Origin of the sequence: Delftia sp. SD018, assembly GCF_017355445.1 — a bacterium.
In the GTDB taxonomy this organism is placed as follows: Bacteria; Pseudomonadota; Gammaproteobacteria; order Burkholderiales; family Burkholderiaceae_C; genus Comamonas; species Comamonas acidovorans.
On the sequence record NZ_JADDRN010000011.1, the window covers coordinates 173,135 to 186,058 of the forward strand.

Genomic DNA, 12,924 nt, shown 5'->3' on the forward strand with positions numbered 1-12,924 from the left:
CTGCCGCCTTTCATCCCATTGCACCTCTTGGGCAGGCCATTGTACTGACGCAAACGCTGCGCGCCCATTGCAAAGTGGTCTGAAACAAGAGTGCGAAGTGTATGGATCATTCAGTCCACTTCGGCGCTCAAATACCCATTTCCCCAGACAGCCAGGAATCCAACCCCCAAGGAAAACGAGAAGACCATGCCTTCATCAGACACACACTCACCCCTTCGCTTCAGCGACCTCATCCACCCCGTGGTGGCCGGGCTGATCTCGGTCATCGTCAACTACGGCGGCACCTTCATCCTGGTGTTCCAGGCCGCCAAGGTGGCCGGCCTGAGCCCGGAACTCACGGCTTCGTGGGTGTGGTCGATTTCGATTGGCGTGGGCGTCACCGGGCTGGTGCTCAGCTGGCTCTCGCGCGAGCCCATCATCACGGCCTGGTCCACGCCGGCCGCCGCCTTCCTGGTGACGGCCCTGGCCACCACGCCGTATGCCGAGGCCGTGGGCGCCTATGTGGTGTCGGCCGCGGCCTTCGTGGTGCTGGGACTGTCGGGCTGGTTCGAGCGCGTGATCCGGCTGATTCCGCCCGGCGTGGCCTCGGGCCTGCTGGCGGGCATCCTGCTGCAGTTCGGCATCAAGGCCTTTGGCGGCATGAGCGTGGACCCGGTGCTGGCCGGCCTGCTGATCGTGGCCTACGTTCTGCTCAAGCGGCTGACGGCGCGCTATGCGGTGGTCGGCATCCTGGCGCTGGGCCTGGCGTTCCTGCTGGCGCAAGACCGGGTGGACCTGTCCGGGCTGCAGCTGCGCTTTGCCGCGCCCGTGTTCACGCGGCCGGAATTCACGTTCAACGCCCTGCTGAGTGTGGCCCTGCCGCTGTTCCTGATCACGCTGACCGGCCAGTACATGCCCGGCATGCTGGTGCTGCGCAACGACGGCTTCAAGACCAGCGCCAACCCCATCGTCACGCTGACGGGCCTGGGCTCGCTGCTGATGGCGCCGTTCGGCTCGCACGCCTTCAATATCGCCGCCATCACGGCCGCCATCTGCACGGGCAAGGAGGCGCATGAAGAGCCGTCCAGGCGCTGGATCGCGGGCATCGCTGCGGGCGTGTTCTACATCCTGGTGGGCGTGTTCGGCGTCACGCTGGCGGCCGTGTTCATGGCGTTCCCGGCCACCTTCATCACCACGCTGGCGGGCCTGGCGCTGCTGGGCACCATCGGCGGCAGCCTGGCCAATGCGCTGGCCGACGCCAAAACCCGCGAGGCCTCGCTGATCACCTTCCTGGCCGCCGCAGCCAACATTTCCATGCTGGGCATAGGCGGCGCCTTCTGGGGCCTGGTCATCGGTCTGGTCGCCCATGCCGTGCTCAATGGCCAGTGGCCGCGCCGGACCGCCCGCAGCGAGGCGGGCACCGGCAACGTGCCCGCCGCCGATGCCGCCATCAAAAGGAGCTGAAACCATGCTTGCGACACAAGACACCGCCGGCGGCACCGCCCAAGCCACCGACACCCTGACCCGCCACGACCAGCACGGCCGCTACCCCCAGGCCGAGACGGTGGGCGATTTCCGGCACAACCTGGCCACCGTGCAGGCGCGCATGGCCGCTGCCTGCCGCCGCGCGGGGCGCGACCCGGCCAGCGTGCGCCTGCTGCCCGTGAGCAAGACCAAGCCCGAGTCCAGCCTGCGCCTGGCCCACGCGGCGGGCTGCCGCATGCTGGGCGAGAACAAGGTGCAGGAAGCCTTCGGCAAGTGGGAGGCCATGCAGGACCTGGCCAATCTGCAGTGGTCCGTCATCGGCCACCTGCAGACCAACAAGGCCAGGCTGGTGGCGCGCTTTGCCAGCGAGTTCCAGGCGCTGGACAACCTGCGCGTGGCCGAGGCGCTGGACCGCCGCCTGCAGGCCGAAGGCCGGGCGCTGGACGTGTTCGTGCAGGTCAACACCTCTGGCGAGGCCAGCAAGTACGGCCTGCCGCCCGACGAGGTGCAGGGATTTGTCCAGGCCCTGCCCGCCTTCAGTGCGCTGCGCGTGCGTGGCCTGATGACGCTGGCCCTCTTCTCCAGCGAGGCCGAGCGCGTGCGCCAGTGCTTCGTGCTGCTGCGCCGCCTGCGCGACCAGCTGCGCCAGAGCGCGCCGGCGGGTATCTCGCTGGACGAGCTGTCCATGGGCATGTCCGGCGACTTCGAGATCGCCATCGAGGAAGGCGCCACCGTGGTGCGCGTGGGCCAGGCCATCTTCGGCGCCCGCGCCCAGCCGGACAGCTTTTACTGGCCCGCAGGCGGCCCTGATCCCGCCGCCCTGGCACTGCCCTGAGCGCGCCCCCTCGCCCCCCTTTTCGATTCAACCCTGACCCCGCTTGAGGACCTTGCCATGCAAAAAGCCATGCAACCCCTTGATTCCCGCCTGATGAAGGCCTATGCCCGCCAGCCCGTGTCCTTCGTTCGTGGCCGTGGAGCCCTGCTGTGGGACGAGCACGGCACCGAATACCTGGACGCCATTGCCGGCGTGGCCGTGACCGCCCTGGGCCACGCGCACCCGGAAATCGCCGCCGTGATTGCCGAGCAGGCCGGCCTGCTGCTGCACACCTCCAACGTGTTCCGCATCGACTGGCAGGAACGCCTGGGCCAGCGCCTGTGCGCCCTGGCCGGCATGGAGACCGCCTTCTTCTGCAACTCCGGCGCCGAGGCCAACGAGGCCGCGCTCAAGCTGGCGCGCCTGCACGGCCACCGCAGGCAGGTGGCGCGGCCTCAGATCCTGGTGATGGACAACGGCTTTCACGGCCGCACGCTGGCCACGCTGTCGGCCACCGGCAACCCGGCCAAGCAGCGCGGCTTCGAGCCGCTGATGCCGGGCTTCGTGCGCGTGCCCTATGACGACATCGCGGCCGTGCACCACGCCGCCGCCCAGCATGGCGACATCGTGGCCGTGCTGATCGAGCCCGTGCAGGGCGAAGGCGGCATCCGCCTGGCAAGCCCCGACTACCTGCGCCAGCTGCGCAGCCTGTGCGACCGGCATGGCTGGCTGCTGATGCTGGACGAGATCCAGACCGGCCTGGGACGCACCGGCGCCTGGTTCGGCCACCAGCACGCGGGCATCGCCCCCGACGTGATGACCCTGGCCAAGGCCCTGGGCAACGGCATTCCTATCGGCGCCTGCCTGGCGCGCGGGCCTGCGGCCGACCTGATCTCGCCCGGCCAGCATGGCTCCACCTTTGGCGGCAACCCGCTGGCCTGCCGCGTGGGCTGCACGGTGCTGGACATCATGGAGAGCGAGGACATCCCCGGCCGCGCCAGGCAATTGGGCCGGCGCCTGCTCAACGGCCTGCAGCAGGCGCTGCACGGCCACCCCGACGTGCTGGCCGTGCGCGGCCAGGGCCTGATGGTGGGCATCGAGCTGAACCGCAACTGCCAGGAACTGGTGGGCCGCGCGCTGGCCCAGCAGCGCCTGCTGATCACGGTGACGCGCGAATCCACCATCCGCCTGCTGCCCCCGCTGATCTGCGACGAGCGCCAGATCGACGACATCGTCGCCCGCCTGGCCTGCCTGCTGGAGTCGGCCAGCGCCGCGCAGGCAGGCGCCCCCGCCGCAGGCCAGCTGGCAGCTGCATGACCATCGATTCCCCCAGCCCTTGCCCCGACACAGGAACCATTCACCCATGTACGACGCATCCCTGACCCTGGCCGACTTCGACCTGCAGCTGGCAAAGGCCATCCAGAGCGAGAAACGCCGCCAGGAAGACCATGTGGAACTCATCGCCTCCGAAAACTACGCCAGCCCGCTGGTGATGGCGGTGCAGAACTCGGTCTTCACCAACAAGTACGCCGAGGGCTACCCCGGCAAGCGCTACTACAGCGGCTGCGAGAACGTGGACGTGGCCGAGCGCCTGGCCGTGGAACGCGCCATGGCGCTGTTCGACTGCGACTACGCCAACGTGCAGCCCCATGCCGGCGCCCAGGCCAATGCCGCCGTGTTCCTGGCGCTGGCCCAGCCCGGCGACACCGTCATGGGCATGAACCTGGCCCAGGGCGGCCACCTGACGCATGGCAACCCGTCCAACTTCTCGGGCCGCCATTACCGCATCGTCCCCTACGGCCTGGACCCCGCCACGGGCCTGATCGACTACGACGAGATGGAGCGCATCGCCCTGGAGCACCGGCCCCGCATGCTCATCGGCGGCTTCTCTGCCTACTCGCGCCACAAGGACTGGGCCCGCATGCGCGCCATTGCCGACAAGGTGGGCGCCGTGTTCTGGGTGGACATGGCCCATGTCGCAGGCCTGGTGGCTGCGGGCGAATACCCCAGCCCCCTGCCCCACGCGCATGTGGTCACCAGCACCACGCACAAGACGCTGCGCGGCCCGCGCGGCGGCCTGATCCTGTCCAAGGGACAGGACGAAACCTTCAACCGCCGCCTGAGCTCGGCCGTGTTCCCCGGCGTGCAGGGCGGGCCGCTCATGCATGTGATCGCCGCCAAGGCCGTCGCCTTCAAGGAGGCGCTGCAGCCCGGCTTCAAGACCTACCAGCGCCAGGTGCTGGCCAACGCCCGCGCCATGGCCGCCGTGATCCAGCAGCGCGGCTACCGCATCGTCTCGGGCGGCACGGACAACCACCTGATGCTGATCGACCTGTCCGACCGCAGCTACACCGGCAAGGATGCCGATGCCGCGCTCAGCGAGGCGCACATCACCACCAACAAGAACACCGTGCCCAACGACCCGCGCTCGCCCTTCGTGACCTCGGGCCTGCGCATAGGCACGCCCGCCGTCACCACGCGCGGCTTCGGCCAGGCGCAGTGCGAACAGCTGGCCGGCTGGCTGTGCGATGTGCTCGATGCGCTGGACGCGCAGGAAGGCGCCCGCTTTGCCAAGGTGGCGGCGCAGGTCAGGGAGCAGGTGACGGGGCTTTGCGCCCGCTATCCGGTGTACGGATAGCCCGCGCGCAGCCGTGGTGGATCAGGGGTTGGCGTTGAGGTTGGGGTTGGGGTTGGCGCAGGCGCCGTCCATCCCCGCCATCTCCGCCAGCTTCTGCATGCGCGAGCGCTGGTCCAGGCAGGCCTGGTGCTGGGCTTCGGCCGCCTTTTGCTGGGCCAGCTTCGCGGCCTTGGCGCGCTCGGCCTGCAGCTGGGCGATGCGCTCGCGGATCTGGGGCATGGCGGCCACGGCGGCCTTTTCGCCTTCAAGAATGGCGCTGGCGCGCTGGGTGAAGTCGGCCGGGCCGATGTCCAGCACCTTGGGGCGGATGGTGATGTCGGCGCGGGCCAGCTCGGCCTGGCCCAGCTTCTGGCCCATGATGGCAATGGACTGGCCCAGGGCGCCCAGCATGTTCTCGGGCGCCTTGCCACGGGCCTTGTTGGAGATGTCCACAGCGATCACCAGGTCGGCGCCCAGCTGGCGCGCGGCGTCCACGGGCACGGGGCTGGTGATGCCGCCATCGACGAAGTGGAACTTGCCGATGGCCACGGGCTGGAACACACCCGGAATGCTGCTGGAGGCACGCACCGCCTGCCCCGTATTGCCGCGCGCGAACACGGTGCGCTCGCCGTCTTCCAGCCGCGTGGACACGGCCACGAAGGGCTTGGCCAGCTGCTCCAGCGGCTTGCGGCCCACCTGTTCGTTCACATAGTCTTCCAGCTTCTGGCCCACCAGCAGGCCGCCGGAGGACAGCTGCAGGTCGCGGATCTTGGTCTCATCCAGCGCCACGGCCTTTTCCTGCAGCTCGAAGGCGTTCATGCCGCTCGCATACAGCGCCCCCACCACGCTGCCCGCGCTGGTGCCGGACACCACCGCAGGCGCAAGGCCATTGGCTTCCAGCATCTTGATGACGCCGATATGGGCAAAGCCCTTCACGGCCCCGCCGCCCAGGGCCAGACCGATCCTGATGGGCGCCACGGGTGTGCCCGGCGCGGTGGGCGCGGACTCGGGCGTAGCCGCCGAGGGGCTGGGCGGGTTGCTGCCGCAAGCAGCCAGCCCCGCCAGGCTCAGGTACACCAGTGGACGCAAAAGGGCTTGGAGGCGCATGCCGGAAGATCCTGCTGTCGGATGACGAGATTCGGGGCGGGCAGTATAGCGGCAGGGGCAAACCACCGCCGGAGACGCATCATGCTGCGGACGGCAAAGTGCGCCCTGAGGTCGCTCAGGGATGCTAGGGCTCAAACCGCTGGATTCGCGCCAGCACGTCCGCCATGGCATCGCGGGCTTCGGCAAGGTCGTAGTCGGACTGCAGGTTGAGCCAGCTTTGCGCGTCCGTGCCAAAGAAGACCGCAAGGCGCAGCGCCGTATCCGCCGTGATGCCGCGCATGCCCTTCACGATCTCGTTGATGCGCCGGGGCGGAACATCGATGGCCTTTGCCAACGCGTACTGGCTCAGGCCCATGGGTTCGAGCCACTCGTGCATCAGGATTTCTCCTGGGTGCGGTAGCCTGATTTCACGCGACATGTGCACTCCTTTCAGTTTCGGGCCACTTCAACTCCGGGGACTGAGCAACTCCCGCATCCCCTGCACAGCCTCCCGCAAAAACCCCCAGACCGCCTCGATGCGCTGAACCTGCCGGGCATCCGAGGGCATGCTCATCCAGAAGGTGCGGGTGAAGCAGGCCTCGGCGGGCAGCACGCGGCTGAGCACGGGGTCGCGGTCGGCGATGAAGGCGGGCAGCACGGCCAGGCCGGCACCGGCGCGCACGGCCTCGTACTGGGCGGTGATGCTGGTGCTGCGAAAGGCAAAGCGCTCGGGCTGGAACAGGGTGGACAGCAGCTGCAGCTCGCGCGTGAACAGCAGGTCGTCCACATAGTGGATGAAGCTGTGGTGGCGCAGGTCCTCGGTGCGCGCCACCAGCGGGCGGCGCGCAAGGTATTCGCGCTGGCCGTAGAGGAACAGCCGGTAGTCTGTGAGCTTGGTGACCACGGCCGAGCCGCGCGTGGGGCGCTCCAGCGAGATGACGATGTCGGCCTCGCGCCGCGACAGGTGCAGCAGGCGCGGCAGGGCCAGCAGGTCGATGCTCAGCAGCGGATGGCGCTGCGTCAGCGCGGCCAGCTGCGGGGCCAGCAGCTGGGTGCCGAAGCCCTCGGTGGCGCCCACGCGCACCAGGCCGGACGGGCCCTGGCTTGCGGATTCGGCCGCCAGCGGCATGCGCTCCAGCCCGGCGGCGGCGCGCTGCATGGCGTCTGCCACGCCCAGCAGCTGTCGGCCGGCCTCCGTAGGCCGCCATTGACCCGCTTCGCGTTCGAAGAGCACGGCCCCCAGCTGCTTTTCCAGGGCCTGGATGCGGCGCGACACCGTGGTGTGCTCCACGCCCAGTTGCCGCGCGGCGGCGGCCATGCTGCCGCTGCGCGCCAGCTCGCCAAAGAATCTCAGGTGGTCCCAGTCCATGGGTCGAGGCCGCCTCAGTCGGCTGCGGCGCGGCGCGCGGCCAGCGTGCTGGGCGCGCGCGCCAGCTCGTCGTTTTGCCGCACCAGGACGGCCATCATGTCCATGAACAGGCCCCGCTGCTCCTGCGGCAGCGGCTCCAGCATGCGCTGCTGGGCCCGCAGCACCGAGGGTTCGGCAGCGGCCAGCAGCGCGGCGCCTTCTGCGGTGACCGACAGCAGGCGCACGCGCCGGTCGGCCGGGCTGGTGTTGCGCACCATGAGGCCGCGCGCCTCCAACCGGTCGATGACGCTGCCAATGGTGGAGGTGTCGAAACCGATCATCCGCGCCAGCGTGCGCTGGTCCACGCCGGGCTGGCGCAGCACGGCCGACAGCGCCGCGTACTGCACGGGGGTCACGCCGAATTCCTGGGTCTCTTCCATGAAGACGGCTACCGCGATCTGCTGCAGGCGGCGGATGTGATAGCCGGGGTAGTTTTCTAGTTCTGCGGGTTGGTAGTCCATGGCCATTGCGCTCTTTTCCGGGTCCCTGCGGGCAAGCGCAGATGTTCGCATGAACCGCGCCCTCCGTTGGCGTTGGCTGGCGGACAGGTGATTCAACTGAACACGCTGTCCACCACCGTTTTGCCTGCATCCAGGGAAACCCCAGGCTGGCCTGATGCGAATCAACACTACACTCATCGTCAGCATACTGTTTAATTACTCGCAACGCAGCTGCCCCGCAGGCGGGCGACACGCACCACGAAGCACAGGACATCCATGAGCACCAGCATTTCTTCCCGGGCGCTGCCCGTTCTTGTGGCAGGCGGCGGCATTGGCGGCGTGGCGGCCGCGCTGGCCCTGGCGCGCCAGGGATTCGCCGTCAAGGTGCTGGAGCAGGCGCCGCAGCTGGGCGAGATCGGCGCCGGCATACAGCTGGGGCCCAACGCATTCGCGGCCTTCGACGCGCTGGGCATTGGCGAGCTGGCCCGTGGCCGCGCCGTCTATACCGACGAGATGGTGATGCACGACGCGCTCGATGAGCGGCTGGTCGGCCGCATTCCCACGGGCGAGGCGTTTCGCGCCCGCTTCGGCAACCCGTATGCGGTGATCCACCGCGCAGACATTCACACCTCGCTGCTTGAAGGCGCGCGCGCCCACGGCCAAATCGAGACGCTGACGGGCACGCGCATCGAAGCCGTGCAGCAGGAGGGCGATACCGTCACCGTGCGCGACCAGCACGGCCAGGTCCATATGGGCCAGGCCCTGATCGGCGCCGATGGGGTGAAGTCCGTGGTGCGCCAGCAGTATGTGGGCGATGCGGCGCGTGTCTCCGGCCACGTGGTGTACCGCGCCGTGGTGGAGAAGAACGACTTCCCCGAGGACCTGCGCTGGAATGCGGCCAGCATCTGGGTCGGCCCCAACTACCACCTGGTGCACTACCCGCTGCGCGGCGGCGAGCAATACAACGTGGTCGTCACCTTCCACAGCCGCGAGCAGGAGGAATGGGGCGTGCGCGAAGGCAGCCGCCAAGAGGTGCAAAGCTACTACAGCGACTGCTGCCCGCGCGCCCGCCAGCTCATAGACCTGCCCAAAAGCTGGAAGCGCTGGGCCACGGCCGACCGCGAGCCCATTGGCCAGTGGAGCTTCGGCCGCGCCACGCTGCTGGGCGATGCTGCCCACCCTACCCTGCAGTACATCGCCCAGGGCGCCTGCATGGCGCTGGAAGACGCGGTGACGCTGGGCCAGGCGCTCAAGCACTGCGGCAACGACTGGCCGCAGGCGCTGCGGCTGTACGAGCGCTCGCGCATTGCCCGCACGGCGCGCGTGGTGCTGTCCGCGCGCGAGATGGGCCGCATCTTCCACGCCAGCGCTGTGGAGCGCCTGGTGCGCAACGACCTCTGGAAGGGCCGCACACCCCAGCGTTTCTACGACGCCATGGAATGGCTGTACGGCTGGAAGGCCGAAACCTGCCTCGCCGAAGACTGAACACAAGGAGACCGCCATGCAAGAACTTGGCCGCCTGGAAGACCTGCCCCAGGACTACCGCGACGAACTCACGCGCAACAACCTGGTGCCGCTGTGGCCCAGCCTGCGCAACGTGATGCCGCCGCACACGCCGCGCCCGCGCACCCAGCCCATTGCCTGGCCCTACCAGGCCATCCGCCCGCTGCTGATGCAGGCCGGCGAGCTGACGCCCATCGAAAAAGCCGAGCGCCGCGTGCTGGTGCTGGCCAACCCCGGCCATGGGCTGGAGAAGATGCAGGCCAGCTCCTCCATCTACCTGGGCATGCAGCTGCTGCTGCCCGGCGAGTGGGCGCCCTCGCACCGCCACACGCCCAATGCCGTGCGCATGGTGGTGGAGGGCCAGGGCGCATGGAGCCTGGTCGATGGCGAGAAATGCCCAATGGAGCGCGGCGACCTCATCCTCACGCCCACGGGCCTGTGGCACGAGCATGGCCACGACGGCAACGAGCCCGTGGTCTGGCTCGATGTGCTGGACCTGCCCCTGGCCTACTACCTGGAAGTCACCTACCACGTGGACGGCCCGCGCCAGCCCGCCCTGCCCGGCCGTGGCGACCGGGCGTATGCGCGCGGCGGCCTGGCACCCACGCAGGTGTTCGCCCGCAGCGCCAAGGCCTACCCCATGCTGCGCTACCCATGGAAGGATGCGCGTGCCGCGCTGCTGGAGCTGGCCGCCGACCGGCCGGACCTGGACTGCGTGCAGCTGGCCTACACCAACCCCGAGACCGGGGCCGACTGCGAAAACATCCTGGGCTTCTACGCACTGATGCTGCGTCCGGGCCAGACGCTGCAGCTGCCCGCGCGCTCGCCGGCCTGCGTGTTCCATGTCATCGAGGGCGGCGCCAGCGTGGCCGCCGTGGACCGCCATTTCGAACTGGCCCCGGCCGACACCTGCTGCGTGCCCGGCTGGGCGCCCGCCACGCTGGCCAATGCCAGCGCCAGCGAGCCCGCCTTCCTCTTCCTGGCCGACGAGGCTCCTTTGCACCGAAAGCTGGGCCTCTACGAAGTCCGGCCTTGAATCCTCCGATGTCTCTTTACTCCCCCATCGCCAATACCATGACCGCTCCCCAATACCTCTGGACCCCGCCCCCCGTCCAATCCCTGCCCGTGCGCGGCAGCACGCAGCGCCTGCCCGTGAACCGCCTGTTCTTCGTGGGCCGCAACTACCACGCCCATGCCGTCGAGATGGGCCGCCCGGTGGACAAGAGCGTGGAGCGCCCCTTCTACTTCACCAAGGCCCCCTCCACCCTGACCGAATCGGGTGCCACCGTGGCCTACCCGCCCGAGACGAACAACTACCACTTCGAGATGGAGCTGGTGGTGGCCATCGGCAAGGCGGGCTTTCGCATTGCGGCGGACCAGGCGCATGAACACATCTACGGCTACGCCTGCGGCCTGGACATGACGCGCCGCGACCTGCAGCTGGTGGCGCGCGACAAGGGCCGGCCCTGGGACCTGGGCAAGGACGTGGAGCAGTCCTCGGTGGCCAGCGAGATCGTGCCCATGCCGGGCCAGGTGATCGAATCCGGCGCCATTGCACTGGCCGTCAATGGCGAGACCAGGCAGCAGTCCGACGTGGACAAGCTGATCTGGAACATCCGCGAAATCATTGCCGACCTCTCGCTGTTCTATCACCTGCAACCCGGCGACCTCATCTACACGGGCACGCCCGAGGGCGTGGGCGCCGTGCTGCCGGGCGACCGCATCACGGGCCATGTGCAGGGCGTGGGCGAGATCGCGCTCACCGTGGGCCAGCCTGAATAAGGCCAGGGAGACCACCACCATGAAGCTCTACAGTTTTTTCCGCAGCGGCACCTCGCACCGCCTGCGCATCGCGCTCCACCTCAAGGGCCTGCGCCCTGACTACTTTCCCGTGGACCTGCGCGTGGACGAGCAGGCCCAGGCGCCGTTCAAGCAGGTCAACCCGCAGGGCCTGGTGCCAGCGCTGACGCTGGACGACGGCCGCACGCTGATCCAGTCGCCGGCCATCATCGAATGGCTGGAGGAGCGCCACCCCGAGCCGCCGCTGCTGCCCGCCGACCCTGAGGAACGCGCCCAGGTGCGCGCGCTGGCCGCTATCGTGGGCTGCGACGTGCATCCCATCAACAACCGCCGCATCCTGCAGACCCTGCGCCGCCAGTTCGGTGCAGACGAGGCCGCCATCAACGCCTGGTGCGCCACCTGGATTGCCGACGGCTTCGACGCCATCGAGGCACTGCTGGCGCAGGACACGCGGCGCGGCAACTTCTGCTTCGGCCACGCACCCACGCTGGCCGATGTCTACCTGGTGCCCCAAATCGAAAGCGCACGCCGCTTTGGCGTGGACCTGGACCGCTGGCCGCTGATCAGCGCTGTGGACAGGGCCTGCGCCGCCCTGCCCGCCTTTGCGCAGGCCGCGCCCCTGGCCCAGCCTGACGCCGGCTGAACCTCGCCTGAACCCCGCCGCACCTTTTGCCGGCAGCCCTACCCCGCCCCGAGTCCTCGCCAGAAGGACCGGGGCATTGCAAGCAGTGAAAAAAGCAGATCCAACAGGAGACAGACTGTGAAAGCATCCCCATCCAGCCGCCTCGGCGCCGCCCCCTCCCGCCGCAAGGCCCTTGCAGGTGCCGCCCTGCTGCTGGCCTCCATCGCCCCGCTGCATTGCGCCTGGGCGCAGGCAGGCTCCAGCAGCACCGCCAGCTTTCCCACGCGCCCCGTCACCGTGATCACGGCCTTTGCCGTGGGCAGCGGCCCTGACGCCGTGCTGCGCATCGTGGGAGAAAAGCTCTCCGCCCGCTGGAAGCAGGGCGTGACCGTGGACAACCGCCCAGGCGGCGGCGGCTTTGTCGCCATTGAAGCCGCACGCCGCGCCAAGCCCGACGGCTACACCCTGCTGCAGCTCGACAGCGAACATGTCTCCGCCCTGCCCTACCTCTACAAGCAGCGCAACTTCCACCCGCTGCAGCATTTCGACCCGGTGGCGCCGCTGTTCCTCACGCCCTTCTTCGTGGCCGTGCCCACGAACTCGCCCTGGAAGAGCATGGGCGACCTGATCAAGGCGGCCAAGTCGGAGCCAGGCAAGGTCAGCTACGGCTCCTGGGGCGTGGGCAGCCCCGGCCACCTGGGCGGTGAATGGCTGGACTTCCTGACCGGCAGCAAGATGACCCATGTGCCCTACCGCGAGGTCAGCCAGCTCTACACCTCGGTGGCCAATGGCGATCCGGCCTGGAGCTTTGCCAGCATTCCCTCCAGCCAGGGCATCTACAAATCCGGCAAGATCCGCTACCTGGCCGTGGCCGCGCCCCAGCGCATCGCCCAGATGCCCGACGTGCCCACCGTGGCCGAATCGGGCGGCCCCGCCGACCTGATCGTGAACTCCTTCGTCTCCCTGCTGGCGCCCAAGGGCGTGGACGCCGCCCTGCGCGACAAGATCCATGCCGACGTGGTCGCCGTGCTGCAGGACCCGCAGGTGCGCGAGAAATTCGCCACCTTCGCCTTCCAGCCCATCACCTGGGAGGTGCCGGAAATGGAGAAATTCGCCAGGACCAAGGCGGATCAGTACAAGCTGCTGATTCAGAAGGCGAACATCAGCCTG

13 protein-coding genes are annotated in these 12,924 nt (G+C 68.8%); 9 read left to right on the top strand and 4 right to left on the bottom strand.

Annotation, left to right across the window (positions count from 1 at the left end):
- The first annotated feature begins 186 nt into the window (after window positions 1-186).
- The 4 genes from INR38_RS13525 to glyA all read left to right on the top strand — a co-directional run bounded on the left by INR38_RS13525 (window position 187) and on the right by glyA (window position 4,916).
- Window positions 187-1,443, top strand: a complete 1,257-nt coding sequence (locus INR38_RS13525) for a benzoate/H(+) symporter BenE family transporter (RefSeq protein ID WP_207443626.1) — start codon at window positions 187-189, stop codon at window positions 1,441-1,443.
- Between the two features lie 4 nt (window positions 1,444-1,447).
- Window positions 1,448-2,299 (top strand): YggS family pyridoxal phosphate-dependent enzyme, encoded by an 852-nt coding sequence (locus tag INR38_RS13530; protein ID WP_207443627.1) that lies wholly within the window; start codon window positions 1,448-1,450, stop codon window positions 2,297-2,299.
- 69 nt (window positions 2,300-2,368) lie between these two features.
- On the top strand, window positions 2,369-3,595 hold the full coding sequence (locus INR38_RS13535; RefSeq protein WP_207443628.1) for an aspartate aminotransferase family protein: 1,227 nt from the start codon (window positions 2,369-2,371) through the stop codon (window positions 3,593-3,595).
- A gap of 46 nt (window positions 3,596-3,641) precedes the next feature.
- Complete coding sequence (gene glyA, locus INR38_RS13540) at window positions 3,642-4,916, top strand: serine hydroxymethyltransferase (RefSeq protein WP_034393437.1); 1,275 nt, start codon at window positions 3,642-3,644, stop codon at window positions 4,914-4,916.
- Between the two features lie 21 nt (window positions 4,917-4,937).
- Here glyA and INR38_RS13545 read toward each other — a convergent pair whose 3' ends face one another.
- From INR38_RS13545 to INR38_RS13560, 4 genes are all read right to left on the bottom strand, one after another.
- Window positions 4,938-6,002, bottom strand: coding sequence for a patatin-like phospholipase family protein (locus tag INR38_RS13545; protein ID WP_207443629.1), 1,065 nt, complete (start codon window positions 6,000-6,002; stop codon window positions 4,938-4,940).
- Window positions 6,003-6,126: 124 nt separating this feature from the next.
- Entirely contained in the window at window positions 6,127-6,420 is a 294-nt protein-coding gene (locus INR38_RS13550) for a HigA family addiction module antitoxin (protein WP_207443630.1), read from the bottom strand.
- 27 nt (window positions 6,421-6,447) lie between these two features.
- Window positions 6,448-7,350, bottom strand: a complete 903-nt coding sequence (locus INR38_RS13555) for a LysR family transcriptional regulator (protein WP_063326189.1) — start codon at window positions 7,348-7,350, stop codon at window positions 6,448-6,450.
- A 14-nt stretch (window positions 7,351-7,364) separates the two neighbouring features.
- Window positions 7,365-7,901 carry a MarR family winged helix-turn-helix transcriptional regulator gene (locus tag INR38_RS13560; protein WP_012205532.1) on the bottom strand — a complete coding sequence of 179 codons (537 nt, stop codon included), beginning with the start codon at window positions 7,899-7,901 and terminating at the stop codon, window positions 7,365-7,367.
- 204 nt (window positions 7,902-8,105) lie between these two features.
- Between INR38_RS13560 and INR38_RS13565 the strand changes: the two genes are divergently transcribed.
- From INR38_RS13565 to INR38_RS13585, 5 genes are all read left to right on the top strand, one after another.
- On the top strand, window positions 8,106-9,314 hold the full coding sequence (locus INR38_RS13565; protein WP_207443631.1) for a 3-hydroxybenzoate 6-monooxygenase: 1,209 nt from the start codon (window positions 8,106-8,108) through the stop codon (window positions 9,312-9,314).
- 16 nt (window positions 9,315-9,330) lie between these two features.
- Entirely contained in the window at window positions 9,331-10,368 is a 1,038-nt protein-coding gene (locus INR38_RS13570; RefSeq protein WP_207443632.1) for a cupin domain-containing protein, read from the top strand.
- A 38-nt stretch (window positions 10,369-10,406) separates the two neighbouring features.
- Window positions 10,407-11,114, top strand: coding sequence for a fumarylacetoacetate hydrolase family protein (locus INR38_RS13575; RefSeq protein WP_034393430.1), 708 nt, complete (start codon window positions 10,407-10,409; stop codon window positions 11,112-11,114).
- Between the two features lie 19 nt (window positions 11,115-11,133).
- Window positions 11,134-11,775, top strand: a complete 642-nt coding sequence (maiA, locus tag INR38_RS13580) for a maleylacetoacetate isomerase (RefSeq protein WP_207443633.1) — start codon at window positions 11,134-11,136, stop codon at window positions 11,773-11,775.
- 117 nt (window positions 11,776-11,892) lie between these two features.
- The coding region (locus INR38_RS13585) for a tripartite tricarboxylate transporter substrate binding protein (RefSeq protein WP_207475972.1) at window positions 11,893-12,924 on the top strand (1,032 nt) is incomplete at its 3' end.